Origin of the sequence: Microbacterium mangrovi (assembly GCF_000802305.1) — a bacterium.
Classification (GTDB): domain Bacteria; phylum Actinomycetota; class Actinomycetes; order Actinomycetales; family Microbacteriaceae; genus Microbacterium; species Microbacterium mangrovi.
Genome location: NZ_JTDK01000005.1, coordinates 1 through 25,215, shown reverse-complemented (window position 1 = coordinate 25,215; position 25,215 = coordinate 1). Strand labels below are relative to the sequence as shown.

General features: G+C 71.8%; 24 protein-coding genes. 2 read left to right on the top strand and 22 right to left on the bottom strand.

Annotated features, from left to right (window positions below):
• Positions 1–33: 33 nt before the first annotated feature.
• From der to LK09_RS03555, 13 genes are read right to left on the bottom strand one after another with little or no spacing between them, the layout of a single operon-like run.
• On the bottom strand, positions 34–1,557 hold the full coding sequence (der, locus tag LK09_RS03615) for a ribosome biogenesis GTPase Der (protein WP_039396115.1): 1,524 nt from the start codon (positions 1,555–1,557) through the stop codon (positions 34–36).
• Positions 1,554–2,294 carry a (d)CMP kinase gene (cmk, locus tag LK09_RS03610; protein ID WP_052226383.1) on the bottom strand — a complete coding sequence of 247 codons (741 nt, stop codon included), beginning with the start codon at positions 2,292–2,294 and terminating at the stop codon, positions 1,554–1,556. Before cmk ends, der begins: the two co-directional genes overlap by 4 nt.
• Positions 2,287–3,411, bottom strand: coding sequence for a prephenate dehydrogenase (locus LK09_RS03605; protein WP_039396112.1), 1,125 nt, complete (start codon positions 3,409–3,411; stop codon positions 2,287–2,289). The genes cmk and LK09_RS03605 overlap by 8 nt, the downstream gene beginning before the upstream one ends.
• Positions 3,408–4,199, bottom strand: coding sequence for a pseudouridine synthase (locus LK09_RS03600; protein ID WP_039396109.1), 792 nt, complete (start codon positions 4,197–4,199; stop codon positions 3,408–3,410). The genes LK09_RS03605 and LK09_RS03600 overlap by 4 nt, the downstream gene beginning before the upstream one ends.
• On the bottom strand, positions 4,196–4,828 hold the full coding sequence (scpB, locus tag LK09_RS03595; protein ID WP_039396106.1) for an SMC-Scp complex subunit ScpB: 633 nt from the start codon (positions 4,826–4,828) through the stop codon (positions 4,196–4,198). Before scpB ends, LK09_RS03600 begins: the two co-directional genes overlap by 4 nt.
• Positions 4,818–5,654, bottom strand: coding sequence for a segregation and condensation protein A (locus tag LK09_RS03590; RefSeq protein WP_052226382.1), 837 nt, complete (start codon positions 5,652–5,654; stop codon positions 4,818–4,820). The genes scpB and LK09_RS03590 overlap by 11 nt, the downstream gene beginning before the upstream one ends.
• 8 nt (positions 5,655–5,662) lie before the next feature.
• Positions 5,663–6,535 carry a ParA family protein gene (locus LK09_RS03585; RefSeq protein ID WP_039396104.1) on the bottom strand — a complete coding sequence of 291 codons (873 nt, stop codon included), beginning with the start codon at positions 6,533–6,535 and terminating at the stop codon, positions 5,663–5,665.
• Between the two features lie 50 nt (positions 6,536–6,585).
• Positions 6,586–7,308 carry a gamma-glutamyl-gamma-aminobutyrate hydrolase family protein gene (locus tag LK09_RS03580; protein ID WP_039396101.1) on the bottom strand — a complete coding sequence of 241 codons (723 nt, stop codon included), beginning with the start codon at positions 7,306–7,308 and terminating at the stop codon, positions 6,586–6,588.
• A complete protein-coding gene (locus LK09_RS03575; RefSeq protein ID WP_039396098.1) occupies positions 7,305–8,084 on the bottom strand; it encodes a 3-oxoacyl-ACP reductase in 780 nt (259 codons plus the stop codon). Before LK09_RS03575 ends, LK09_RS03580 begins: the two co-directional genes overlap by 4 nt.
• A gap of 14 nt (positions 8,085–8,098) precedes the next feature.
• Positions 8,099–9,493 carry an aldehyde dehydrogenase family protein gene (locus LK09_RS03570; protein WP_039396096.1) on the bottom strand — a complete coding sequence of 465 codons (1,395 nt, stop codon included), beginning with the start codon at positions 9,491–9,493 and terminating at the stop codon, positions 8,099–8,101.
• A gap of 2 nt (positions 9,494–9,495) precedes the next feature.
• Positions 9,496–10,869, bottom strand: coding sequence for a glutamine synthetase family protein (locus LK09_RS03565; RefSeq protein ID WP_039396094.1), 1,374 nt, complete (start codon positions 10,867–10,869; stop codon positions 9,496–9,498).
• 2 nt (positions 10,870–10,871) lie between these two features.
• Positions 10,872–11,627 (bottom strand): FadR/GntR family transcriptional regulator, encoded by a 756-nt coding sequence (locus LK09_RS03560; RefSeq protein WP_052226381.1) that lies wholly within the window; start codon positions 11,625–11,627, stop codon positions 10,872–10,874.
• 7 nt (positions 11,628–11,634) lie between these two features.
• On the bottom strand, positions 11,635–13,176 hold the full coding sequence (locus LK09_RS03555) for an amino acid permease (protein ID WP_039396092.1): 1,542 nt from the start codon (positions 13,174–13,176) through the stop codon (positions 11,635–11,637).
• Between the two features lie 179 nt (positions 13,177–13,355).
• Between LK09_RS03555 and LK09_RS03550 the strand changes: the two genes are divergently transcribed.
• The gene (locus tag LK09_RS03550; protein WP_039396090.1) at positions 13,356–14,447 is read left to right on the top strand and encodes a hypothetical protein; all 1,092 of its coding nucleotides are present in this window, start codon (positions 13,356–13,358) and stop codon (positions 14,445–14,447) included.
• A gap of 1 nt (position 14,448) precedes the next feature.
• Positions 14,449–15,711, top strand: a complete 1,263-nt coding sequence (locus LK09_RS03545) for an NAD(P)/FAD-dependent oxidoreductase (RefSeq protein WP_039396089.1) — start codon at positions 14,449–14,451, stop codon at positions 15,709–15,711.
• Here the strand turns inward: LK09_RS03545 and xerD are convergent.
• From xerD to LK09_RS21890, 9 genes are all read right to left on the bottom strand, one after another.
• Positions 15,686–16,588 (bottom strand): site-specific tyrosine recombinase XerD, encoded by a 903-nt coding sequence (xerD, locus tag LK09_RS03540; RefSeq protein WP_039396085.1) that lies wholly within the window; start codon positions 16,586–16,588, stop codon positions 15,686–15,688. The genes LK09_RS03545 and xerD overlap by 26 nt on opposite strands.
• Position 16,589: 1 nt before the next feature.
• Positions 16,590–17,168 carry an NUDIX domain-containing protein gene (locus LK09_RS03535; protein ID WP_039396082.1) on the bottom strand — a complete coding sequence of 193 codons (579 nt, stop codon included), beginning with the start codon at positions 17,166–17,168 and terminating at the stop codon, positions 16,590–16,592.
• Between the two features lie 20 nt (positions 17,169–17,188).
• Positions 17,189–18,901 (bottom strand): CTP synthase, encoded by a 1,713-nt coding sequence (locus tag LK09_RS03530; protein WP_039396079.1) that lies wholly within the window; start codon positions 18,899–18,901, stop codon positions 17,189–17,191.
• 65 nt (positions 18,902–18,966) lie between these two features.
• Positions 18,967–20,655 (bottom strand): DNA repair protein RecN, encoded by a 1,689-nt coding sequence (recN, locus tag LK09_RS03525; protein WP_039396076.1) that lies wholly within the window; start codon positions 20,653–20,655, stop codon positions 18,967–18,969.
• A complete protein-coding gene (locus LK09_RS03520; RefSeq protein ID WP_039396073.1) occupies positions 20,652–21,590 on the bottom strand; it encodes an NAD kinase in 939 nt (312 codons plus the stop codon). The genes recN and LK09_RS03520 overlap by 4 nt, the downstream gene beginning before the upstream one ends.
• Positions 21,587–22,387: a TlyA family RNA methyltransferase gene (locus LK09_RS03515; protein ID WP_039396070.1), complete on the bottom strand. Its 801-nt coding sequence runs from the start codon at positions 22,385–22,387 to the stop codon at positions 21,587–21,589. Before LK09_RS03515 ends, LK09_RS03520 begins: the two co-directional genes overlap by 4 nt.
• A complete protein-coding gene (locus LK09_RS21705; protein ID WP_197060959.1) occupies positions 22,384–22,539 on the bottom strand; it encodes a hypothetical protein in 156 nt (51 codons plus the stop codon). The genes LK09_RS03515 and LK09_RS21705 overlap by 4 nt, the downstream gene beginning before the upstream one ends.
• A gap of 58 nt (positions 22,540–22,597) precedes the next feature.
• Complete coding sequence (locus tag LK09_RS03510) at positions 22,598–23,656, bottom strand: HAD-IIA family hydrolase (RefSeq protein ID WP_039396067.1); 1,059 nt, start codon at positions 23,654–23,656, stop codon at positions 22,598–22,600.
• Positions 23,656–25,116 (bottom strand): primosomal protein, encoded by a 1,461-nt coding sequence (locus tag LK09_RS21890; RefSeq protein WP_231562945.1) that lies wholly within the window; start codon positions 25,114–25,116, stop codon positions 23,656–23,658. Before LK09_RS21890 ends, LK09_RS03510 begins: the two co-directional genes overlap by 1 nt.
• Positions 25,117–25,215 lie beyond the last annotated feature (99 nt).

The window sequence follows — 25,215 nt, the reverse complement described above, 5'->3', positions numbered from 1 at the left end:
GGGCGCTCCCTGTGATGTCAGCGGTGGCGACTCTCAGCGGTGGCGACGTTCGCGGATGCGCATGTTGATCACGATCGGCGAACCCTCGAAGCCGTAGATCTCCCGGAGGCGACGCTGGATGAACCGGCGGTACCCGGGGTCGAGGAATCCGGTCGTGAACAGCACGAACGTCGGCGGACGGGTGCCCGCCTGCGTGCCGAACAGGATGCGCGGCTGCTTGCCGCCGCGCAGCGGATGCGGATGCTCGGCGACGAGCTCCGACAGGAACGCGTTGAACTTGCCGGTCGGGATGCGGGTGTCCCACGAGTCCAGGGCGGTCTCGAGAGCCGGCACCAGCTTGTCGAGGTGGCGACCCGTGCGTGCCGAGATGTTCACGCGCGGCGCCCAGGCGACGTGGGCGAGGTCCTGCTCGATCTCACGCTCCAGGTACCGGCGACGATCCTGGTTCTCCATGTCGTCGTCGAACAGGCGGTCCCACTTGTTGTAGGCGATGACCAGGGCGCGGCCGGACTCCAGCACCATGTCGATGATGCGCACATCCTGCTCGCTGATCGGCTCCGAGACGTCGAGCACGACGACCGCGACCTCGGCCTTCTCCAGCGCGGCGGAGGTGCGAAGCGACGCGTAGAAGTCGGCGCCCTGCTGCAGGTGCACGCGCCGACGGATGCCGGCCGTGTCCACGAAGCGCCACATCCTGCCGCCGAGTTCGACGATCTCGTCGACCGGGTCGCGCGTGGTGCCGGCGAGGTCGTTGACGACCACGCGCTCCTCGCCCGCGGCCTTGTTCAGCAGCGACGACTTGCCGACGTTCGGCCGGCCGAGGATCGCGACGCGGCGGGGACCGCCGATCTCGTTCTTGGCGACCGCCGAGACCTCGGGCAGGGACTTCACGACCTCGTCGAGGAGGTCGGCGACCCCGCGGCCGTGGATGGCGGACACCGGGTGCGGCTCGCCGAGACCCAGGTTCCACAGGCCCGCGGCCTCCGGCTCCTGCCGCGCGTCGTCGATCTTGTTCGCGACGAGGAACACGGGCTTGCGGGTCTTGCGCAGCAGGCGCACCACGTGCTCGTCGGTCGAGGTGGCGCCCACCATCGCGTCGACGACGAACAGCACGACGTCGCACAGTTCGATCGCGATCTCGGCCTGCGCGGCGACCGACGCGTCGATGCCCTTCGCATCCGGCTCCCACCCGCCGGTGTCGACGAGGGTGAAGCGCCGGTCCATCCACTCGGCCTTGTACGACACGCGGTCGCGCGTCACACCGGGGGTGTCTTCGACGACGGCCTCGCGCCGGCCGAGGATGCGGTTGACGAGGGCCGACTTGCCCACGTTCGGGCGCCCCACGATCGCCACGACCGGGAGCGCGGGGAAGAACTCGATGCCGTCCTGCCCGAATCCGAGCCCCTCGAGGACGGCGGCGTCGTCGTCGTCGAGCTCGTAGTCCGCCAGCGACGCGCGCAGCGTCTCGGCGCGCTGCTCGGCGAGCGTGTCGTCGATCTCGGCGAGGCGTTCGACCAGATGGTCCGGTGCGCCCTCGTACTCGTCCTCAGCGCTCATCCGCGCTCCTCCAGCTCTTCTGCACAGTGCCCCTCGTCGGTGGGCGCCTGCCCATTGAGCACAGTATCGATCACGGCGAGCACCGCGTCCACGGTCCCGTCGAAGTCCAGTTCGGTCGAATCGACCGTCACCACGCCTTCGGCGGCGGTCATGAAGTCGACCACCTTCGAATCGGCGGCGTCCCGCGTGCGCAGCGCGTGGGCGACGGCGGCGGCATCCTGCGTGGTCACCTCGGCGCTGCGACGCGCGGCGCGCACCGCCTCGTCCGCGGTCAGCAGGATGCGCACGGGCGCGTCCGGCGCCACCACGGTGGTGATGTCCCGGCCCTCGATGACGACCGCCTCGCGGTCCGAGGAAGCCGCATACGTGCGGAACATCTCGTTGAGGGCGCGGCGCACCTCGGGGATGCGCGCGACCGCGCTGACGGCGGCCGACACGCGCGGTTCGCGGATCGCGGCGGTCACATCCGCGTCGCCCACCCGCACCCAGTAGTCGTCCGGGTCGAGCGAGATCGCGAAGTCCAGGCGGGACGCGGTATCGAGCACCGCGGCCGGGTCTGCGGCATCCGCCCCCGCCTCGAGCACCCGCCACGCCAGGGCGCGGTAGGCGGCCCCGGTGTCGAGGTAGCCGTAGCCGCGGACGCGGGCGAGCTGCTTGGACACGCTCGACTTGCCGCTGCCCGCGGGTCCGTCGATGGCGATGATCGGGGTCCCTGAGCGCGTCTCCGGGTCAGTCATTCATGCTCGCAATCTTCCAGCCGCGGGCGGCCAGGCCTTCGGCGGCCGGACGCAGGGTCGCCGGGGCGACGCTGATCTCGGCGAGGCCGAACTGGGCGCCCGGAGAGTGCTCCAGGCGCAGGTCCTCCACGTTGACGTCGAGCTCGCCGAGGTCGCCGAACAGGCGCCCCAGCTGACCGGCGGTGTCGTCGACCATGACGACCAGCTGCTCGAAACGGCGGTTCTGACCGTGCTTGCCGGGGAGGCGCTCCACCCCGTCGTTGCCGCGGCGGATCGCGTCGGCCACGGTGCGGCGGGCTCCCGGCGCGTCGGGGGCGCGGAGGGCATCGGCGACCTGTGCCAGGTCGGCGGCCAGCGCGTCGAGCACGTCGACGACGGGCGCGGCGTTCGCGTCCAGGATCTGCACCCACAGTTCGGGGGCGGATGCCGCGATGCGCGTGGTGTCGCGCACGCCCTGCCCGGCGAGCCCGAGCGACCCGTCGGGCGCATCCGTGAAGCGTCCGGCGAGGAGGCTCGCGACGATCTGCGGCACGTGGGAGACGAGCGCGACCGACCGGTCGTGCTCCTCCGGGCCCATCTCGACCGGCGTGGCGCCGAGGTCGAGCGCGAGACCCTCGACGACGGCAAGGTCGGCCGCGGACGTGTCGGCATCCCGGCACACCACCCAGGGCCGGCCGATGAAGATGTCGGCGCGCGCGGCGATCGCGCCGCCGCGCTCGCGTCCGGCGAGGGGGTGCGAGCCGATGTAGTGGGTGAGGTCGATGCCGCGCCGTTCGAGGTCGCGCAGCGGCTGCAGCTTGACGCTGGCGACGTCGGTGACGACCGCGTCGGGGAAGGCGGCGAGCTCGCGCGCGATGACGTCGGCGACGACGTCCGGCGGCACGGCCACGACCACCAGGCGCGGGGCGTCGTCGTCGCGCGCGGCACGGCCGGCGCCGTAGTCGATCGCGAGGCGCAGCTGGGCGGGCGACGTGTCGGCGAGCGCCACGTCGACGCCGAGGGCGACCAGGGCGTGGCCGATGCTCGATCCGAGAAGGCCCGCGCCGACGATGCGGACGGTGCCGTGGGTGCGCGCGGCGACGCGATTGCGCGCGGGAGCGCTGCTCGTGTCGGTCACTGGTTCTCCTGGTCGGGCTGACGCGAGAGAGTCAGAAGCGCGCCTCGTTCGATTTTAGTCAGCTCCCGCGTCCTTCCCACTGGGAGGGTTCCCAGGTGCAGCGGGCCGAACTGGCGCCGCACGAGCTCGAGCACCGGATGCCCCACCTCGGCCATCATGCGCCGCACGATGCGGTTGCGTCCGGAGTGCAGGGTGAGCTCCACGAGGCTGGATGCCCCGCCCCCGGTCGCTGAGCCTGACGAAGCGTCCTTCAGTCGCGCCTTGTCGGCCGCGATGGGTCCGTCCTCCAGCTCGATGCCGCGGGTCAGGCGCGCGATCGTCGCGGGGGTCACCCGCCCTCGGACCCGTGCAAGGTACACCTTCGTCACGCCGAAGGACGGGTGGGCGAGCACGTGGGCGAGGTCGCCGTCGTTGGTGAGCACGAGCAGCCCCGAGGTGTCGGCGTCCAGCCGCCCGACGTTGTAGAGGCGCTCGTCCCAGTCCTTCGTGAACTGGCGCAGGTCGGGGCGGCCGCGGTCGTCGCGCATCGAGCTGACGACGCCGGTCGGCTTGTTCAGCATGATGTAGCGCTTGGACTGGTCGAACTGGATCGCCGTGCCGTCGACGTCCACGAGGTCGGAGGCGACGTCCACCCGGGACCCGAGCTCGGTGACGACCTGCCCGTTCACCCGGACGCGGCCGGCGACGATCATCTCCTCGGCGACGCGGCGGGACGCCACCCCGGCGTTCGCGAGGGCCTTCTGCAGGCGCATCGTGGTCTCGTTGGTCTCGTTGGTCTCGTCGCTCATCGGCGAACCTCTCCGTCGAACGTGGCCACGTCGTCGACGTCGTCGAGGAGCGGCGAGATGTGGGGCAGCTCGTCCAGGCTGTTGATGCCCAGGTGAGCGAGCAGCGCGTCGGTCGTGCCGTAGAAGATGGCGCCGGTCTCGGGGTCGCTGCCCACCTCGGTGACCAGTCCGCGGGCCAGGAGGGTGCGCACCACCGAGTCGACGTTGACGGCGCGGATGGATGCCACCTGCCCCCGGGTGACGGGCTGCTTGTACGCGATCACGGCGAGGGTCTCCAGAGCCGCCTGCGACAGGCGCGTGGGCACCTGGCTGCCGACGTAGTCGCTGATCAGGTCGTCGAGCTCCTCGCGGACGTACAGCCGCCAGCCGCCGCCCACCTCGCGCAGCTCGAACCCGCGCCGGTAGCCGCCGTGCTCGCCGTCGTAGTCGGCGGCCAGCCAGCTCACCGCCGCGCGCACGGGGCGCACCGGGCTCGCGACGGCGGCGGCGAGCGCGACGATGCCCTGCGGCTCCTCCGCGATCAGCAGGATCGCCTCGATCCGGCGGCACAGCTCCGGGTCGACCCCGGAGTCGGGTGCGGTCGCCTCGGGCGCATCAGGTGTCGGCGCCTCTGGCGCATCACGTGTCATAGTCGGCCCCCAGGGAAGCAAGGTTCTCGTCGGTCCACCGCACGGCGGTCCACTGCAGGATGAGGTCCCCGAGCGGCTCGTCCTGGTCGAACGAGAGTGCCGCGTGCCGGTAGAGCTCCAGCACGGAGAGGAACCGGGCCACCACGATACCGGGCTCGCGGATGCCGGCCACCAGGTCGCGGAACGTCAGGGTGCCGGCGCTCTGCAGCATGTCCACCACGATGGCGGCCTGTTCGCGGATGCTGACCAGCGGCGCGTGCAGGTGGTCGAGGCCGACGGTGGGGATCTCCTTCGGGGTGAAGGCGAGCACGGCGAGCGCGGCGAAGTCGTCCGGGGTGAGGGTCCAGACGAGTTCCGGCACGCGCGCCCGGTACTTCGGGTCCAGCCGCACCTCGCGCGGGTGGCGTCGCTCCTCGCGCTGCATGCTGCGCGCGAACCAGGCCGCGACCTCTTTGAACGCGCGGTACTGCAGCAGCCGGGCGAACAGCAGGTCGCGGGCTTCGAGCAGCGCCGCCGCCTCGGCGTCGACCAGTTCGCCCTGCGGCAGGAGCCCGGCGATCTTCATGTCGAGCAGGGTCGCCGCCACGACGAGGAACTCGGATGCCTCCTCGAGTTCGTCCGCCGAGCGGGCGGCGCGCAGGTAGGCGATGAACTCGTCCGTGACCTTCGACAGCGCGACCTCGGTGATGTCGAGCTCCTGCTTGGAGATGAGGGTCAGCAGCAGATCGAACGGTCCGTCGAACACACCGAGCGACACCCGGAACCCGGAATCGGACGATTCGGCCCGGCCGCCCTGGCCCTGCTCGACGACCGCGGGGTCGTTCACGGTCCGCCTCAGGCGACGGCGCCGCGCGCGACGAGTTCGCGCGCCAGACGCAGATACGCCTGCGCCGCCGAGTGCTCGGGCGCGAACTCGGTGATCGGAAGCCCCGACACCGACGCGTCCGGGAACTTCACCGTGCGGCCGATGACGGTCTCCAGGACGTCGTCGCCGAAGGCCTCCACCACGCGCTCGAGCACTTCGCGCGAGTGCAGTGTGCGCGGGTCGTACATGGTCGCCAGCACGCCGTCCAGGGTGATGCTGGGGTTGAGGCGGTCGCGCACCTTGTCGATCGTCTCGACGAGCAGAGCCACGCCGCGCAGCGCGAAGAACTCGCACTCGAGCGGGATGATGACGCCGTGCGCGGCGGTGAGCGCGTTGACGGTGAGCAGGCCCAGCGAGGGCTGGCAGTCGATGAGGATGACGTCGTACTCGTGGGCGACGCCGCGCAGGACCCGCGACAGGATCGTCTCGCGGGCGACCTCGTTGACCAGGTGCACCTCGGCGGCGGACAGGTCGATGTTCGCGGGGATGACGTCGAGCCCGTCGACGCGCGTCGAGACGATCACCTCGTGCGCGTCGCGCTTGGTGTCCAGCAGCAGGTCGTAGATCGTGGGGATCTCGTGCGTCGCGATGCCGAGCCCCGCCGACAGCGCGCCCTGCGGGTCGAAGTCGACGCACAGCACCCGGCGCCCGTAGTGCGCCAGGGCCGCGGCGAGGTTGATGGTGGAGGTGGTCTTTCCGACGCCGCCCTTCTGGTTGCACATCGCGATGATGCGCGCCGGTCCGTGCGCGTCGAGCTTCGGAGGCGTCGGGAACCCGTTGTAGGGCCTGCCCGTCGGGCCGATCGGCCGTTCCTCTTCTGACTTCGTCGCGCTGCCCGCCACCGAATCACTCCTGCCTGCCGCGTCCGCCGGGTACGGATGCTCCGTCGATTCTAGCGACGCACGGGCGTCCGGTCCCGAGCGGCGTCGGCAAGCCCTCGGAACAGACCCAGATCGTGGCCCGTCTCGGGATGCCACTGCACCGCGACCGCGAACCGCTCCCCCGGCGCCTCCATGGCGTGGAGCACGCCGTCGTCGGTCGTCGCGGTGGCGACGAAGCCCGGATGCGCGGCCACCGACTGGTGGTGGTGACAGGGAACGGTTCCGGATGCCTCGATGAGCGCCGAGATGCGGTGGCCGGGTTCGACCCGCAGCGGGATCTGCTCGTATCCGTCGCCGCCGCCATGGCGGGTGCTGCCGACGAGGTCGGGCAGATGCTGCACGAGCGACCCGCCCGCGGCCACCGCCATGAGCTGCATCCCCCGGCAGATGCCGAGCACCGGCATCGCGGCATCCTCCGCGGCCTGCAGCAGCCACAGCTCGGAACGGTCCCGGTCCTCGTCCCACCCCGCGACGGCGTCGTCCGGCTCCTGGCCGTACAGGTGCGGGTCGACGTCGGCGCCGCCCGCGATGATCAGGGCGTCGAGTCGGGATGCCGCGGTGCGTGCGGCCGCTTCGTCGGCGTACGCCGGAAGCAGCACCGGCACGGCACCGGCCCGCTCCACGGCGCGCGCGTACGCGGCCGGGAGCAGGTCGGCGGCAACGCCGTGCCACATCGCCCAGGACGCGGGCACCCGGTACATCGAGATGCCGACGAGCGGCGCCGTGCCGGTCATTCGAAATCCGACTCCACCGGCGTCACGTACGCGTTGGACAGCCCGCCGTCGACCAGGAAGTCGGTGGCGGTGATGAAACTCGACTCGTCGCTGCCGAGGAACGCCACGGCGTTGGCGATCTCCTCGGGCTCCGCGAACCGGCCCATCGGCACGTGCACGAGACGGCGCGCGGCGCGCTCCGGGTCCTTCGCGAACAGCTCCCGCAGCAGCGGGGTGTTCACCGGCCCCGGGCAGAGCGAGTTCACCCGGATGCCCTTGCGGGCGAACTGCACGCCGAGCTCGCGGGTCATCGCCAGAACGCCGCCCTTGGAGGCGGTGTACGAGATCTGCGACGTGGCCGCCCCCATGATCGCGACGAACGACGCGGTGTTGATGATCGATCCGCTCCCCTGCTCGAGCATGTACGGCAGCACCGCCTTGCAGCACAGGTAGACGCTCTGCAGATTGACGCGCTGCACGCGGTCCCACGCGTCGATCCCCGTCTTCAGGATGGAGTCGTCGTCGGCGGGCGAGATCCCCGCGTTGTTGAACGCGATGTCGATGCGGCCGTAGCGCCCCTTCGCGTGCGCGAACAGCGCCTCGACCTGCTCGGCGTCGGTCACGTCGACGAAGACGAACGAGCCGCCGAGCTCGGACGCGATGCGAGGACCGTTCTCGCGGTCGACGTCCCCGATCACGACCGTCGCGCCCTCCGCCACGAACTTGCGTGCCGTCGCGAGGCCGATGCCGCTGCATCCGCCGGTGATGACGCCGACCTTGCCGTCGAGTTTGCCCATGAAAATGCTGCCTTTCAGTTGTCTGTGGCGATGAAGACGTTCTTGACCTCGGAGAACGAATCCGGGGCATCCGGCCCCAGTTCGCGTCCGAGCCCGGACTGCTTGAACCCGCCGAACGGGGTCCAGTACCGCACCGACGAGTGCGAGTTGACCGAGAGATTGCCGCTTTCCACCCCGCGGGCGACGCGCAGGGCGCGGCCGACGTCGCGGGTGAAGATCGAGCCGGACAGACCGTATTCGGTGTCGTTGGCCTTGGCGATCGCGTCCGCCTCGTCGGTGAACGGCATGACGGCCACGACCGGTCCGAACAGCTCCTGCGTCCACACGCGGTCGCGCGCCGAGCGCGGCAGCACGACCGTGGGCGCGAGCCAATACCCGCTCGAGCCGTCCACGGTCTGCCCCCGGAAGGCGATGTCCGCCCCGTCGAGGGCCGCGGCCACGCCGTCGCGCTGGCCGGCCGAGATGAGTGGGCCCATCTGCGCGGCCTCATCGGCGGGATCGGTCACCCGGAACCCTTCGACCGCGGGCTGCAGCAGCTCGAGGAACCGGTCGTACACGCTCTGCTGCACGAGGATCCGCGAGCGGGCGCAGCAGTCCTGCCCGGCGTTGTCGAACGCGCCGCCGGGGGCGGTGGCCGCCGCCAGCTCCAGGTCGGCATCCGCGAAGACGATGTTCGCGCTCTTGCCGCCGAGCTCCAGGGTCACGCGCTTGACCTGGTCCGCGCAGCCGCGCATGATGCCCTTGCCGACGTCCGTGGACCCGGTGAAGCAGACCTTCCGCACCAGCGGATGGGTGACGAACCTCTCGCCGACGATCCGGCCGCGCCCCGGGATGACGGTGAAGACGCCCTCCGGGATGCCGGCTTCCAGGGCCAGCTCGCCCAGGCGCATCGCGGTCAGCGGGGTGAGTTCGGCGGGCTTGAGCACGACCGTGTTGCCGGCGGCGAGCGCCGGCGCGAACCCCCAGCCGGCGATCGGCATCGGGAAGTTCCACGGCACGATGATCCCGACGACGCCGAGGGGCTCGTGGAAGGTCACGTCCAGTCCGCCCGGCGCCGGGATCTGGCGCCCGAAGTGCCGTTCCGGAGCCGCTGAGTAGTAGTTCAGCACGTCGCGGACGTTGCCGGCCTCCCACCGGGCGTTGCCGATCGTGTGGCCGGCGCCGATCACCTCGAGCCGGGCGAGCTCCTCGTTGTGGGCGTCGACCACCGCGGCGAACGCCCGCAGCAGGCGCGCCCGCTCGCCGGGGGCCACCGCGCGCCAGGCGGGGAAGGCGCGATGCGCGCGCTCGATGGCGGCATCCGTCTCGGCGAGGTCGGCGAGGGTCACCTCGGTGACCGGGTCGGCGGTGGCGGGGTTTCGGACGACGGTGACGCCGCCCGCGGCGACGGTCGATTCGGGGAAGCGCATCGTCACAGCCTCTCGAATCCGCGCCGCAGCTCCCAATCGGTCACGGCGGACTCGAACGCCGCCAGCTCGACGTCGGCGTAGTTCAGATAGTGGCGGACGACGTCCTCGCCGAACACCTCGCGGGCGATGGCGGATGCCGCGAGCGCATCGCGCGCCTCGCGCATCGTGGTGGGGACCGTCGGCGCCCCGGACTCGTAGGCGTTGCCGGCGGTCTCGGGTTCGAGGGCGAGCTCGTGCTCGATGCCGTACAGCCCGCCGGCGAGCATCGCGGTGAGGGCCAGGTAGGGGTTGACGTCCCCGCCCGGAAGGCGGTTCTCCATGCGGGCGGACGGCCCGTGACCGACGAGTCGCACGGAGCAGGTGCGGTTGTCCAGTCCCCACGCGACGGCGGTGGGGGCGAACGATCCCTTCGCGAACCGCTTGTAGGAGTTGATGTTGGGCGCGTAGAACAGCGTGAACTCGCGCATGGTGGCCAGCACCCCGGCGATGAAGTGGTCGTAGACGGCCGTGCGGGCCCCGTCCTTCCAGAACACCAGCTCGTCGCCCTGCCCGCGCAGCGACATGTGGATGTGGCACGAGTTGCCCTCGCGCTCGTTGGGCTTGGCCATGAAGGTGATCGACTTGCCGCGCTGCTGGGCGATGTCCTTGGCGGCCGTCTTGTACACGGAGTGGTTGTCGGCGGTGGCGATCACCTGGTCGTACTTGAACGCGATCTCGTGCTGGCCGAAGTTGCACTCGCCCTTGGCGGACTCGACCGTCATCCCCGCGCCGTACATCATGTTGCGGATCTCGCGCAGCAGCGGCTCGACCCGGCTCGATCCGAGGATCGAGTAGTCGACGTTGTACCGGTTCGCGGGTGTGAGGTCGCGGTATCCGCTGTCCCAGGCATCCTCGTAGCTGGTGTCGAACACCACGAACTCCAGTTCCGTCCCCGCGATCGCGGAGTACCCGAGGGATGCCGCCCGCTCCACCTGCGCGCGCAGCATCGCCCGGGGCGACACGCGCACCGGGGTGCCGTCGAGCAGCGTCAGGTCGCACTGGATGAGGGCGGTCCCCGGCCGGTACGGCAGCCGGCGGATCGTGGCGAGGTCGAGCTCGAACATCATGTCGCCGTAGCCGGAGTCCCAGCTGGAGATGTCGTAGCCGTCCACGGTGTTCATCTCGACATCCACCGCGAGCAGGTAGTTGCAGCCCTCGGTGCCGTGCTCCAGCACACTGTCGAGGAAGAAGCGTCCGTGCAGGAGCTTGCCCTGAAGGCGTCCCTGCATGTCGGTGAATCCCAGGACGACCGTGTCGATCTCGTCGGCGAGGATCGCGTCGCGCAGCTGGCCGATGCTCAGCATCCGGTCGTTGCGGGGTCTGACGGGTGTGTTCATCTTCATTCGTCCTTCTGGTCGGTCGTGGGCGCGACGCGGCCGCGGAGGCCCTTCAGCAGGGCCGCGGTGGCGTCGCAGTGCGCGTGCATGATGTCGCGGGCCCGCTCGGCGTCGCCGGCGCGGATCGCCGCGACGATCGCGCGGTGCTGTTCGTCCGATCCCTCGATGTTCTTGCGCAGGAACGGGATCTCGGCGAGGAACTGGTGGATCTTCACCTGGATGACGCTGGATGCCTTGGTCAGCTCGTCCGAGCCGCACACCGTGGCGATCGCGAGGTGCAGCCGGGCGTCGGACTGGCGGTACTCGGCCGGGGTGCGGGCGGCGGCGAGGTCGGCGAGGCAGGCATCCAGCAGTCCTCCCTGCTCGTCGGTGAGGGGCGTCCGCGCCGCCTGGTAGGCGGCGCCCGGTTCGATGACGGAGCGGAAGACGAGGATGTCGGCCACCTCGGCGTCCCGGGCCGGTCGCTGGTCGGCCGGCCAGGCGGCCGTCGGCGGCTCGACGACGGTGCCCCCTCCGCGCCCCCGGGTCGTGGTGACGAACCCGGCGGCGCGGAGGGCGCTGATCGCTTCGCGCAGGGTCGCCCGCGAGACTCCGAGGCGCTCGGCGAGCTCGCGCTCCCCGGGCAGCTTCTCGCCCTCGCGGAAGATCCCGAGCCGGATGGCCGAGCCGAGCTGCTCCACGCACGACTCGAACGCCATCTGGCCCCGCACCGGCTGGAGGACGGCATCCACCAGCGGCGACTGCGCCTTCTCCCCCATCGGCCGGCTATTCCTCGAGCAGCTCGTCGGCGGGCAGCGTCAGGCGCTCCGCCTCCTCGCGGGTCATGAAGTGCTTCCTGCCGCGTGCATACCAGAGCACGATGGCCAGGAGCGCGACGACGAGCACCGCGATCGGCGAGTAGTTGAACGTGTCGATCGTGATCGGGTACAGCGGCGGCAGCACGAACAGGACGATGATGAACGCCACCCAGACCACGGCGATCCAGCCGATGATCGCGCTCCAGCGTCCGAGGTTCCACGGGCCGGGCGCGAAGTCCTTGTCGAGGCGCCGCAGCAGCACCGGCGTGACGTACGCGATGTAGAGGCCGATGACGGCGACCGAGGTCACCGCGAGGTACGCGGTGAGGTTCCACATGGCCGGCAGTGTGAGCAGGATCGAGAGCACGACGCACAGCCAGATCGAGTTGGTGGGCGTGCCCGTGCGCGGGTTGACCTTCGACCACAGCCGCGAGCCCGGGATGGCGTTGTCGCGCGAGAACGCATAGCTCATGCGCGAGTTGGCGGTGACCGATGCCATGCCGCAGAAGAACTGCGCCCCGCAGACGATGAACAGCAGGAACTTCGCCATGGTGGGGTTGTTCAGCGCGTCCAGGAAGATCTGCGCGGGCGGCAGGCCGGTGGCCGAGCCCAGCAGCGCGGTGATGCCCTTGTCCGAGTTGTCCTGGATCGAGGCGGTGATCGAGTACAGCAGGATCCAGCCGCCGATGATCGAGATCACGACGCTCATCACGATGCCCTTGGGGGCTGCGGTGGAGGCGCCCTTGGTCTCCTCGGCCACGTGCGCGGAGGCGTCGTACCCGGTGTACGTGTACTGCGCCATGAGCAGGCCCATGAGGAACACGTACGGGGCGAACGACCACCCGGTGCCGTTGAAGTACCCGGTGAACGTCCAGGCCACCGACTGGTGCTGCGTGGGCATGATCCACAGCGCGGCGACGATGATGAGCACGCCGACGATGTGCCACCACGCCGACACGTTCGACAGGATCGCGACGAGGTTCACCCCGAACGTGTTCAGCAGCCCGTGGACGACGATCAGCACGATGAACAGGCCGAAGGTGTTGAACGGGTTCACCTCGACGCCCCACACCAGGTTGGCGAAGGCCATCATGGTGGTCGCGGCGCCGAAGTCGATGGCCGCGGTGACGGCGACCTCGCCCAGGAAGTTGAACCAGCCCACGAACCACGCCCACTGGCGCTTGTTCCGCTTGGCGAGGCGTCCGGCCCAGAAGTACAGCCCGCCGGCGGTGGGGTACTTCGAGCAGACCTCCGCCATGGCGAGGGCGACCATCAGCACGAAGACGCCGACGAGCGGCCAGCCGATCGTGATGGCGGATGCCCCGCCCGACTTCAGGGCGATCGCGTACGAGGTGATGCAGCCGGCCAGGATCGAGATGATCGAGAACGACACGGCGAAGTTGGAGAACCCCGACATGCCGCGGTGGAGTTCCTGCTTGTAGCCGAGCTTGGCGAGTTCGGCGGCGTCGTCGTCGAGATGACTGGGCGGCGCCTTTGTCTCATCAGTCATGGATGTGTGCCTGTCTTTCGGGGGCCCGCGCGGGATGTGCGGTTGCGCCGATTCTGGCCCGGGCCGACACGCGTGTCAATGGTCTGACTTCAGACCCTTGACGATCTCAGTCGCGCCGCGGCGTATCAGCGGGGCCCGGGCGTCCTCTTCGAGGTCATGAGCCGACGGAAGGAAACGGCATGATCCCGCACCCGCCGACCCCCGGGAAGTTCGCCTTCCTCGTCCATCCGCGCAGCGCCGTCGCGACCGACATGGCCCGGGTGTGGCGCCCGCTCGGGCGCATCCCTGCGCGCACGTGGGAGTACGGACTCCGGCGCCTTCCGGTGCCGCCGCTGCGGCTCGCGGCCGTCCACCGCCGCGACGCGACGACCGACGAGCCGGCCGGCTGGATCCTCGTCGTGCCGGCCACGCCCCGGCAGCTGCTCACCGAAGACCGCGGGTGGGTGCTCTCGCGCGTGGAGAGCGCGATCGACCGGGCCGAGGCGCTCGGGGCGGGCATCGTCGGACTCGGGGCGCTCACGGCACCCGCGACGCGCGCGGGACGGATGCTCCGCGAACGGCCCGGCCTGGCGGTGACCACCGGCAACGCGTTCACCGCACACCTCACCGTGGAGGCTCTGCGGCGCCTCGCCGGCGCGGCATCCGGCTCGCACCTCGCGATCGTGGGGGCGACCGGCAGCGTCGGGTCCTGCGTCGTGCGGCTGCTGTCCGAGGAGCCGATCGCGAGCGATCTCACGCTCGTCTCCCGCGGCGGGCCGCGGCTGGAGGCGCTGGGCGACGAGGTGCGCGGCTCCGGGGTCGCCGTACGCACCGCGACGTCGATGGATGCCGTCCGGGATGCCGACCTGGTCCTCGTGCTGACCTCCGCCGCGGACGCGCTCCTCGGATCCCAGCACCTCAAGCGCGGGGCCCTCGTCCTCGACGACACGCAGCCGCGCAACACCGACCCGCGACTGCGGTCGGAACGCCCCGACGTGCTCGTCATCGACGGCGGCGTCGCCGCCGTTCCCGGCATCGACATCCGCGGCGACATCGGACTGCCGCGCGGCCTCGCCTACGCGTGCCTGTGCGAGACCATGCTCATGAGCTTCGACGGGCAGACGACGTCGTCCACCGGCCAGGCCGACGTGGGGCATGCCCGGCGGATGCGGGATGCCGCCCGCCGGTTCGCCCATCTCGGATTCACCCTCGCCGAACCGCTGTCGTTCGGTCGGCCGGCGGCCTGGCCGGACGCCGCGACCGCCACGGCATCCGTGCCCCGGGGAGTCTGACGTGGCCCGCATCATCGTCATCGGCGGCGGCTACGCCGGGGTGTGGTGTGCCCGGCGCATCGCCCGGGCGCGACCCGGCGTCGTGGTCACGCTCGTCTCGGACAGGCCGTATCATTCGTTCCACGGCTGGACCGCGGAGGTGCTCACCGGCCACGTCCGCGCCGAGCACGCCCGCGTCCCGCTTCGCGACCTGCTGCCGGGCGTCGACCTGGTCGCCGGGCGCGTCCGCCGCGTCGATCCGCAACGGCGCGCCGTCGTCGTCGCCACCCCGGACGGCTCGCGCACGCTCATCGGCGACCACATCGTCGTCGCCGCCGGCAGCCGGGACGCGGCGGACCGGGTGCCGGGGCTCGCCGAGCACGCCTGGTCGCTCAAGGACACCGAGGGGGTCGAGAAGCTCGGCCGGCACCTCACCGACGTGCTCGCTCGGGAGCGCCTGGCCGAGGGCACGGTCGCGGCGCGGCTGCGCACGGTCGTGGTCGCCGGCGGCGGTTTCACCGGTGTGGAGGTGGCCACGGCCATCGCGCAGCGACTGCGCGACGTGGGCGGGCCGGCTCCCCGGGTCGTCCTCGCGCATCCGGGCGCGCACGTCCTTCCCTCCCTGCGCCCGCGGTTCGACCGGGTCGCGGACTACGCCGTGGTCCAGGCGCGGGCGGCCGGCGTGGAGTTCCTGCCGCACGCGCGACTGACCGCCGTGACGGCGGACGGCGCCGAGTTCGGCGCGGCGGGTTCCCTTCCGGCCGCCACGGTCGTGGCGGCGATCGGTCAGACCCCGGCATCCCTGCCCGGCCTGGACGCCCTGCCGCGCGACGCCGCCGGCCGGCTCGTCACCGACCGGTTCCTGCGCATCGGCCCGGGCCTGTGGGCGGGCGGCGACGGCGCCGCCGTGCCGCATCCGCACACGTCGGGCGCCTGCCCCGCTGATGCGCTGTGGGCCATCCACCACGGCACCCGCATCGGCGGCAACATCGTGCGCGCGCTCGACGGCCGACCGCCCCGGCCGTTCCGGTTCCCCGGTCTGGGGCAGGGCGCGAGCCTCGGCGTCGGGCGCGGGATCGCCGAGCTGTACGGCATCCCGCTCACCGGCTGGTCGGCGTGGGGCGCGCGCTGGTTCTTCTTCCACGCCTACATGCCCTCGCGTCGCGTGGCCCTGGCGGCCGCCGCCGACTGGTTCCGGCCTCGGCGGAGGGCGGCCCGGGCCGGCGTCCGCGCCGGTATCCGGCCCGGTCTGTCCCGGACTACCGGGCCCGCGGGTGCGCAGTGAGGTACATGTCGCGCAGCGTGTCCGCCGTGACGTGCGTGTAGATCTGCGTGGTGGCCACCGACGCATGGCCGAGCAGTTCCTGCACCACGCGCACGTCGGCGCCGCCCTGCAGCAGGTGGGTGGCGAACGAGTGCCGCAGCGTGTGCGGCGAGACGTGCGAGGTCAGGTGCGCCCGCTCGGCGGCCTCCTGGATGACCAGCCAGGCGCTCTGCCGGGACAGCGGCGCGCCGCGCATCCCGAGGAACAGCTTCGACGTCGCCCGCCCTCGCGCGGCGAGGCCCGGGCGGACGCGCACGAGGTAGGTGTCGATCGCGTCGCGCGCGTATGATCCGAGCGGCACGATGCGCTCCTTGTCGCCCTTGCCGCGCACCCGCAGGATGTCACCGTGGGTGACGTCGTCCAGGTCGAGCGAGACCGCCTCCGAGACGCGGGCGCCGGTCGCGTACAGCAGCTCGAGCAGGGCCCGGTCCCGGATGCCGGCGGGAGTCTCCGGGTCGGGGGCATCCAGCAGGCGCTGCACCTCGTCGATCGTGAGCGCCTTCGGCAGGCGCTGCGGGAGCTTGGGCGGACGCAGCCGCTTGGTGGGCTCGTCGTCGACGATCCCCTCGCGCAGGATGAACCGGTGCATGCCGCGCACCGACGACTGCAGGCGGGCGAGGCTCGAGGATGCCGGCCGCGGTTCGGCGCCGGCGCGCTCGGCGATGAAGGCCGAGACCTGCTCGGGGGTGACCGCGGCGACGTCGTCGACGCCCTGCGCATCGAGCCATGCCAGGTACTGGCCGAGGTCGCGCCGGTAGGCGGCGACGGTGTGGGCGGACAGCCCGCGCTCGACGGCGACGTGTCGCAGGTACGCGTCGACGGCGCGCGCGGGCGTCATCTCATGCCTGCAGGCGGCGTGCTGCCGCGAGGATGCCGGCGACGAGGATGCCGTTGTGCATCCGTCCGCCCATCACGGCGTCCACGGCGGCATCCAGCGGGACCCATTCGGCGCGGATGTCGGCCTCCTCGGCCTCCCGCGCGAACGCTTCCAGGGTCGTCACGCCGCGGGCGAGATAGATGTGCACGATCTCGGAGTTGCTGCCCGGCGACGACCAGATGCTGGTGAGCGGCTCCCAGTCGGTCGCCTCCAGGTCGGCCTCTTCGGCGAGTTCGCGCTTGGCGGCCTCGAGGGGGTCCTCCCCCGGGATGTCGAGGAGCCCCGCCGGGACCTCCCAGTCGCGGTGGCGCAGCGGATGCCGGTACTGCTGGATGAGCAGCACCCGCTGGTCGTCGTCGACGGCCACGATCGCGACGGCACCCGGGTGCACCATCCACTCGCGGACGAGTTCGCCGTCGCCGTACGCGACGACGTCGCGGCGGATGTCCCACACCCGGCCGTGCATCGCCACGGTGCTCTCCAGCACCGTGGGTTCGAAGGGCTCGTCGCGGAGGTCCGCCGCCACCGATGCGTTCGTCATGTCGCTGCTCCCCCCGCCGCTCAGGCCAGGTCGCTGAGCTTGTCGAAGGGCTCGACTTCGAACAGCTCGCTGGCGCGGTGCCGCTCCAGCGCCGCGGCGACGAGGCCCCGGAACAGCGGGTGCGGCTCGGTCGGACGCGATCGCAGCTCGGGGTGCGCCTGCGTGGCGATGTAGTACGGGTGCACGTCGCGGGGCAGCTCGACGAACTCGACCAGGTCCAGGTCGGGGTTCAGGCCCGAGAACCAGAGCCCGGCGTCGGCCAGCTGGCCGCGGTACGCGTTGTTGACCTCGTAGCGGTGGCGGTGCCGCTCCTGCACGGTCGTGGATCCGTACACCTCGGCCGCGATCGACCCGTCGGCGAGGCGCGCCGGGTAGAGGCCGAGGCGCATCGTGCCGCCCATGTCGCCCGACTCGATGATGTCGATCTGCTCGGCCATGGTCGCGATGACGGGATGCGGGCTGTTCTCGTCGAACTCGCTCGACGAGGCGCCGTCGAGCCCGGCGATGTTGCGCGCGTACTCGATGACCATGCACTGCATTCCCAGGCACAGGCCGAGGGTCGGGATGCCCTGCTCGCGAGCGAAGCGGAGCGCGCCGAGCTTGCCCTCGATGCCGCGGATGCCGAACCCGCCGGGCACGACGATGCCGTCGAGGCCGCCGAGCGCCTTCTGCGCGCCCTCCGGCGTCTCGCACTCGTCGGAGGGGATCCAGGTGATCTGCACCTTGGTCTCCTGCGCGAAGCCGCCGGCGCGCAGCGCCTCGGTCACCGACAGGTAGGCGTCGGGCAGGTCGATGTACTTGCCGACGAGACCGATGTTGACCTCGTGCTTCGGGTTGTGCACCGCCTGGATCACCTTGTTCCAGCGGGTCCAGTCCACGTCCTGCGCCTTGTCGAGGTTCAGGGAGCGCACGATGTACTCGTCGAGGCCCTGCGCGTTGAGCATGGTGGGGATCTCGTAGATGCTCGGCACGTCGACCGCGTTCACGACGGCGCGCTCGTCGACGTCGCACATGAGCGCGATCTTGCGCTTGTTCGACTCGGTCACGGGCCGGTCGCTGCGCAGCACGAGCGCGTCCGGCTGGATGCCGATGGAGCGCAGCGCTGCGACCGAGTGCTGGGTGGGCTTGGTCTTCTGCTCGCCCGAGGCGCCCATGAACGGCACCAGCGACACGTGCACGAAGAACACGTTGGCCCGGCCGAGCTCGTGGCGGATCTGGCGGGCCGATTCGAGGAACGGCTGCGACTCGATGTCGCCGACCGTGCCGCCGACCTCGGTGATGATGACGTCGGGCTTGGGCGTCTCGCCGGCCTGCAGGCGCATGCGGCGCTTGATCTCGTCGGTGATGTGCGGGATCACCTGCACGGTGTCGCCGAGGTACTCGCCGCGCCGTTCGCGCGCGATCACCTGCGAGTAGATCTGGCCGGTGGTGACGTTGGCCGCCTGGCTGAGCTCGACGTCCAGGAAGCGCTCGTAGTGGCCGATGTCGAGATCGGTCTCGGCGCCGTCGTCGGTGACGAAGACCTCACCGTGCTGGAACGGGTTCATCGTGCCCGGGTCGACGTTGAGGTACGGGTCGAGCTTCTGCATCACGACGCGCAGTCCACGCGCGGTGAGGAGGTTGCCCAGGCTGGCCGCCGTCAGTCCCTTGCCCAGAGACGAAACGACACCGCCCGTCACGAAGATGTGCTTGGTGGTGTCGTTGTTAATACCCGTGGTCGATGTGTCCGTCACGGGCTTTCACCCTATCAGCCGAGACTGACATGCGGGTGTGAGTCGCCCGGCGACACCCCGGCGCGTCACGCGTCGACGGTCAGTTCCAGCAGTTCGCGCGCGTGCGCGAGGGCCGCTTCGGAGTCGGACATGCCCGACAGCAGGCGGGCCATCTCGGCTTCGCGGTCGGCGCCGGCGAGGCGGCGGACGCTGGATGCCGTCACCGAGCCGTCCGAGGCCTTGACCACCGTGAGGTGGTTCGACGCGAATGCGGCGACCTGCGCCAGGTGGGTCACCGCGATCACCTGGGACGTCTGGGCGAGCCGCGCCAGGCGCCGCCCGACTTCGATGGCCGCGGCGCCGCCGATGCCGGCATCCACCTCGTCGAAGACGAACGTGGGAACCGGGTCGGTGGCGGCGATGACGACCTCGATGGCGAGCATCACGCGGCTCAGTTCGCCGCCGGAGGCGCCGCGCGCGACCGGTCGCGGGTCGCTGCCCGGGTGCGGGGCCAGCAGGATGGACACCTCGTCGCGCCCGGCCGCCCCCGGGGTTCCGGGGGCCACGGACACGGTCACGCGGGCATCCGGCATGGCGAGCTCGTGCAGCTGTTCGGAGACCTCGTCTCCCAGTCGCACGGCCGCGGCTGTGCGGGCGGCGGTGAGCGCGTCGGCGGCGGCGTCGAGCGCGGCTGCCGCCGCTTCGCGCTGCTCGGTCAGCCGCTCGATGCGGTCGCCGTCGTCGTCGAGTTCGGCGAGGCGTGCCGAGCCGGTGTCGAGGAGTTCGATCGCGGCGTCCAGGGTGCCGTGGGCGCGCACGAGGCCGGCGAGCACCGCGCGGCGCTCCTCGACGGCGGCGAGTTCCTGGGGCCCGGCTTCGTCGAGGTCGGCCAGATAGCTGGACAGTGCGGCGGCGAGGTCGGCCGCCCGGTACCCGATGTCCTCCGCCTGGGCGGCGAGGTCGGCGAGCGCCGGGTCGGCGGCGCGTTCGAGCCCGCGCCGCACCTCGGCGATGAGGGTGAGCACGTCGGGCGCGTCGCCCTCACCGGAGATCGCCTCGTGGGCGGATGCCGCGGCATCCCGCAGCTCTTCGGCGTTCGCGAGCCGTTCGGCGCGTTCGGCGAGGTCGGCGTCTTCGCCCGCCTGCGGGGCGGCGTGCTCGATGAGCGTCAGGGCTTCGCGGAGAGCCTCGGCCTCGCGGGCGCGGTCGTCGCGGTCCCGGGTGAGCGTCTCCAGTTCGGCGTCGAGGGCGCGCCAGGTGTCGTACGCCGCACGGTAGGCGGTCAGCGCCTCCGCGACGGGCTCGCCGGCGTAGCGGTCGAGGGCGTCGCGCTGCGCGGCCTGCGACTTCAGGCGCAGCTGGTCGGACTGCCCGTGCACGACGACGAGGTCGTCGGCGAGGTCCGCGAGCACGCCGGCCGGCGCAGCGCGCCCACCGACCGAGGCGCGGCCGCGGCCTTCGGCCGACACGGTCCGGCCGATGTAGAGCTCGGCGTCGCCGCCGCCGATCGGTTCGAGGTCTCCGCCGGCTTCGCGCACCCGCTCGGCGACCGGGCCCTCCTCGGGGACGATCCAGACCCCGTCCACCGACGCCTGCGCCGCTCCGGCGCGCACCGCTCCGGAGTCGGCGCGGCGGCCCAGCAGCAGGCCGAGTCCGGTGACGACCATGGTCTTGCCGGCGCCCGTCTCGCCGGTGACGGCGGTGAAGCCGGGCCCGATCTCGAGGGTCGCCTCCGCGATCACGCCGAGGTCGCGCAGGCGCATCTGCTCGATCATCGTGGGAGTCCCTTCGCGGGGTGGGCGTCGGGTCCGCGCCAGCCCGCGACCGGCAGCCGGAACTTTCGGACGAGCCGGTCGGTGAACGCGGCCGGGTGCAGCCGGGCGAGCCGCACCGGGTCGTCGGAGCGGCGCACGACGACGCGCGCCCCGGGCGGCAGCGGGTGCGAGCGGCGTCCGTCGCACCACAGGATGCCGGCCCCGTCGGTGCGCTGCAGCAGTTCGATGGCAATGGCCGCTTCGGGCCCGACGACCAGGGGCCGCGCGAACAGCGCGTGGGCGGACAGCGGCACGACGGTCATCGCTTCGACGGTGGGCCAGATCACCGGGCCGCCGCCGGAGAAGTTGTAGGCGGTGGAGCCGGTGGGGGTCGAGACGACGACACCGTCGCAGCCGAAGCTCGACAGCGGCCGCTCGTCGATCTCGATGACCACCTCGAGCATGCGCTCGCGACTGGCCTTCTCGACGGTCGCCTCGTTGAGGGCCCACGTGCGGTAGATGACGGTGCCGTCGGCATCCTTCACCCGGATCGAGATCGCAAGGCGCTCCTCGACGGTGTAGTCGCGGTCGATGACGCGGCGCACCGCGGCATCCATGTCGTCGCGCTCGATCTCGGCGAGGAAGCCGACGTGGCCCATGTTGATGCCGAGGACGGGCGCGGTTCCGCCGCGGACCAGCTCGGCCGCGCGCAGGATGGTGCCGTCGCCGCCGAGGACGATCGCCAGCTCGATGTCGGCGACCGCGATCTCCTCGCCGAGGGCGGGCAGGTCGGCGAAAGCGGGGTGCGCGGCGGCGAGGTCGCTGCGGTCGTCGAGCGCGACCACGGCCTGCGCGCCCGCGCCGTGGAGCGCCGCGACGACCCGTTCGGCCGCGCGCACCGTGTCGTCGCGCAGGGCATGGGCGACGACCAGGATGTTGCGGTGCGGTGTGCTCATCGCGTCCCCATCGTCTCGTTCACGGTGCCCCACCATTCTGACGGATCGCTCCCCCGCCCCGGGGCCAGGTGCACCACCGCCTCGCGGTTGCCGTGGGTGCCGACGATGGGTGAGGCGATGACGCCGAGCGTGCCGAATCCGGCGTCCCACGCCGCCCACAGCACGTCGCTGACGGCGTCGACGCGGAGGGCGGGGTCGGTGACGAGGCCCTCGCGCACGCCCTGCCGCCCGACCTCGAACTGCGGTTTGACCAGCAGCACGATGTCGGCGTCGTCGGAGCACACCGCACGCACGGCCGGGAGCACGTGCGTCAGGGAGATGAAGGACAGGTCTCCGGTGACGACCCGGGGGACGATGTCGGTGCCGGCGGCGGCAGCGAGGCTCTCGCGGGTCATGTGGCGGACGTTGAAGCCCTCGACGGCGATCACGCCGGGGTCGAGGGCGACGGGCTGTGCGAGCTGCCCGTGGCCGACGTCGACGGCGACGACCGGCTCCGCCCCGCGTTCGCGCAGCACCTGGGTGAAGCCGCCGGTCGAGGCGCCCATGTCGAGGGCGGGGCGTCCGGCGACGTCGACGCCGAACGCGTCGAGTCCGGCGATGAGCTTGTGGGCGGCCCGGCTGACGTAGTGGTCGAGGCCGGCGACCTCGATGACGGCGTCTTCGTCGACGCGCGCGCCGGCCTTGACGATGCCGCGACCGTCGACGGTGACAGAGCCTGCGGCGATGAGGGATGCCGCGTGCGTCCGCGAGCGTGCGAGACCCCGGGCGGCGAGGACGACGTCGAGACGCTCGCTCATCCGGTCGGACCGGATTCCAGGTGACGGGCGAGTTCGTCGTGCAGTGCCGCGTACGCGGGGGCGCGCTCGGAGAGCGGCTGCTGCTCGATGACGCGCAGGCGCGGGATCAGCTCGTCGGCTTCCTGCTCGGTGGACTCGGTGTCCTGGCTCATGTCTCCACGGTATTCCACGTGTGCGACATCGGGGGTCTCCGCACGCGCCGAGCGCGGCTCAGGGGCGGCGGAAGGGGTCGGCGTAGAGCGCCTCGTCCACCTGGAATCCGAAGATGGCCCGACCGGATGCCCAGACCGCCGCGGAGGCGGCGCGGACGATGTCGATGGGTCGGGAACCGGCGCTGACCAGCTTCAGATCGGGGCCGTCGATGCGCACGGCCGCTTCGCGCACGCGGGTGACGTCGCCGTCGACGACGGTGTTCGGGTAGGGCTCGAACAGGTCGCGGAGGTCCTCGAGGATGTAGGTCGGCCGGGAGTTCGCCGGTGCGGCCAGCACGTGCTTCGGCCGGTCGATCCCGGTGAGCACGAGCGCCGACGGGATGCCGGCGGCCTGGGCTCCGGCGATGTCGGTGTCCAGACGGTCGCCGAGGAACAGGGGGCTCTGCGCGTCGAACCGCGCGACCGCCTCGTGGAAGATCGGCGTCTCGGGCTTGCCGGCGACGGTCGCCAGGCGGCCGACCGCGGTGTGCACGGCGGACACCAGGGTGCCGTTGCCGGGAGCGATGCCGCGCCCCTGCGGGATGGTCCAGTCGGTATTGGTGGCGATCCACGGGATGCCGCCCTCGTCCTCGGGGACGGCCAGTGCGAACGCCGCTTCGGCGAGGTCCTTCCAGCCGACCTCGGGCGCGAAGCCCTGCACGACGGCGGCGGGCGATTCGTCGGCGCTGCGCGTCACGACGAACCCGGCCTTCTCCACCTCGACGACCAGGCCGTCGCCGCCGACGACGAGCACGGTCGCGCCGGGAGCGATGCGCTCGCGCAGCAGGCGCATGGCGGCCTGGGGACTGGTCACGACGTCGTGGGGCGTGGTGGCGCCGAGCCCGAGTTCTCGCAGGTGGGCCGCGACGGAGGCATCCGTGCGCGACGCGTTGTTGGTGATGTAGCCGAGCCGGATGCCGTCCGCGCTCGCCCGGTTGAGGCTGTCGACCGCGTGCGGAAGCGCGGCGGCGCCCGCGTACACGACGCCGTCGAGGTCGGCGAGCAGGGCGTCGATGCCGGCGATCGGCGCGTGACCGACCGACCGGTCGGCGCGGGCGCCCTTGCGGAACAGGCCCATCAGTCGCGCTCGTCCTCGATGAGCTCGTCGACGACGACGATCTCCTCCGCCGTGGCGTCCTCGGCCGGAGCTTCTTCGTCGTCGTGCTCCTCGAAGATCTCCTCGACCTCGATCGTCTCGTCTTCGCCGACGCCCGCGGCCGCGTCGAGGGCCTCGGCGGCGATGGCCGCGCGGCGGTTCCACTGCTCGGCCTCGTCGGTGCGGCCGAGCTCGTCGAGCACCGTGGCGCGGGCGAGGAAGAGGGCCGGGCTCCATTCGAAGGCGCGGTCGGGGTCGAGTTCGGGGATGTCGAGTTCGATCAGCGCGCGGTCGGCCTGGCCGAGGTCGAGACGCGCACCGGACATGGCGATCGCGAGCTGCACGCGCACCGGGATCGGAAGCGTCGAGCGGTCGACGGCGCGTCCCTCCTCGAGGGCACGCTCGGGGCGGCCGACGCCGCGCTCGCTGTCGACGATGAGGGCGATCTGGTCGTCGCGCCCCGAGATGCGGCGGTACGTGCGCAACTCACGGAGGGCGAGCGGGTAGTCGCCGATCGCGTAGGCGGTGATCGCCACAGTCTCCCGCACGACGGCCACGCGACCCGCGCGCCGACTTGCCGCCAGGGCGTGCTCGTGAGCGAGCTGCGGGTCTTCGTCGATGAGGATGCCGGCCATCGCCAGGTGTCGCGCGACCGCGTCGGCGTTCTCCTTGCTGAGGGTCTTCAGCTCGTTGCGTGCGGACGGGTGCAGGTCGCGCGCGGTGATGTCCTCGGGCAGTTCCGGCTCGGGTGCGCGCTTGGCGCGTTCGTCCTGCGGCGGGCGCGAGGAACGCCGACTGTCGTCGCGGTCGTTGCGGCGGGGACCGCCGTGGCGGCCGTCGCGCGACGCGCCGTACTTGCCGTCGCCCTTGGACCCGCCACCATGACGACGGTCGTCGTGACGGCGGTCGTCGGACCGGTCTGCCGGCTTGCCACCGCGGTACGGCTTTCGCTCGTCATGGCGCTTGTCGCCGGACCAGGGGCGGCGCTCCCCGTCGCGCGAATGGGGCGAATCGGGCCGGCCGTGTTCGCCGCGGTACGAGCCCGTGTTGCCGTGCCGGTCGCCGTCTCGGCGCGGGGCACCGTCGCGGTTGCCGTACCGACGCTCACCATCGTGACGCGGGGCACCGCCCTGACGCGGCGCGCCATCGCGGTTCCCGTACCGACGCTCACCATCGTGACGCGGGGCACCGCCCTGACGCGGCGCACCGTCGCGGTTCCCGTACCGACGCTCACCATCGTGACGCGGGGCACCGCCCTGACGCGGCGCGCCATCACGGTTGCCGTACCGACGCTCACCGTCGCGGCGCGGGGCACCGTCCCGGTGTTCGCTGTAGCGGCGCTGTCCGCCGCGGCTGCTGCCATGGGTCGGTCGTCCGGATCCGTGTGCGTCACGTTTCCCGTCGTGCTTGCCGGCGCCCTTGCGCTCGTCCGCGTCGCTCATTTTGCCTCCCATGGCCATCCTGGCCCACAAATGCGAAATGGCCACCCGATCGGGTGGCCATTTCGTAAAAGAAGTCCGGCGGTGTCCTACTCTCCCACA

What these genes read in the sequence shown, in the direction of transcription:
- der (WP_039396115.1), bottom strand. Translation starts at nt 1,557, where the DNA reads ATGAGCGCTGAGGACGAGTACGAGGGCGCACCGGACCATCTGGTCGAA.
- cmk (WP_052226383.1), bottom strand. Translation starts at nt 2,294, where the DNA reads ATGACTGACCCGGAGACGCGCTCAGGGACCCCGATCATCGCCATCGAC.
- LK09_RS03600 (WP_039396109.1), bottom strand. Translation starts at nt 4,199, where the DNA reads ATGAGCGACGAGACCAACGAGACCAACGAGACCACGATGCGCCTGCAG.
- scpB (WP_039396106.1), bottom strand. Translation starts at nt 4,828, where the DNA reads ATGACACGTGATGCGCCAGAGGCGCCGACACCTGATGCGCCCGAGGCG.
- LK09_RS03580 (WP_039396101.1), bottom strand. Translation starts at nt 7,308, where the DNA reads ATGACCGGCACGGCGCCGCTCGTCGGCATCTCGATGTACCGGGTGCCC.
- LK09_RS03575 (WP_039396098.1), bottom strand. Translation starts at nt 8,084, where the DNA reads ATGGGCAAACTCGACGGCAAGGTCGGCGTCATCACCGGCGGATGCAGC.
- LK09_RS03570 (WP_039396096.1), bottom strand. Translation starts at nt 9,493, where the DNA reads ATGCGCTTCCCCGAATCGACCGTCGCCGCGGGCGGCGTCACCGTCGTC.
- LK09_RS03565 (WP_039396094.1), bottom strand. Translation starts at nt 10,869, where the DNA reads ATGAACACACCCGTCAGACCCCGCAACGACCGGATGCTGAGCATCGGC.
- LK09_RS03560 (WP_052226381.1), bottom strand. Translation starts at nt 11,627, where the DNA reads ATGGGGGAGAAGGCGCAGTCGCCGCTGGTGGATGCCGTCCTCCAGCCG.
- LK09_RS03555 (WP_039396092.1), bottom strand. Translation starts at nt 13,176, where the DNA reads ATGACTGATGAGACAAAGGCGCCGCCCAGTCATCTCGACGACGACGCC.
- LK09_RS03550 (WP_039396090.1), top strand. Translation starts at nt 13,356, where the DNA reads ATGATCCCGCACCCGCCGACCCCCGGGAAGTTCGCCTTCCTCGTCCAT.
- xerD (WP_039396085.1), bottom strand. Translation starts at nt 16,588, where the DNA reads ATGACGCCCGCGCGCGCCGTCGACGCGTACCTGCGACACGTCGCCGTC.
- LK09_RS03535 (WP_039396082.1), bottom strand. Translation starts at nt 17,168, where the DNA reads ATGACGAACGCATCGGTGGCGGCGGACCTCCGCGACGAGCCCTTCGAA.
- recN (WP_039396076.1), bottom strand. Translation starts at nt 20,655, where the DNA reads ATGATCGAGCAGATGCGCCTGCGCGACCTCGGCGTGATCGCGGAGGCG.
- LK09_RS03520 (WP_039396073.1), bottom strand. Translation starts at nt 21,590, where the DNA reads ATGAGCACACCGCACCGCAACATCCTGGTCGTCGCCCATGCCCTGCGC.
- LK09_RS03515 (WP_039396070.1), bottom strand. Translation starts at nt 22,387, where the DNA reads ATGAGCGAGCGTCTCGACGTCGTCCTCGCCGCCCGGGGTCTCGCACGC.
- LK09_RS21705 (WP_197060959.1), bottom strand. Translation starts at nt 22,539, where the DNA reads ATGAGCCAGGACACCGAGTCCACCGAGCAGGAAGCCGACGAGCTGATC.
- LK09_RS03510 (WP_039396067.1), bottom strand. Translation starts at nt 23,656, where the DNA reads ATGGGCCTGTTCCGCAAGGGCGCCCGCGCCGACCGGTCGGTCGGTCAC.
- LK09_RS21890 (WP_231562945.1), bottom strand. Translation starts at nt 25,116, where the DNA reads ATGAGCGACGCGGACGAGCGCAAGGGCGCCGGCAAGCACGACGGGAAA.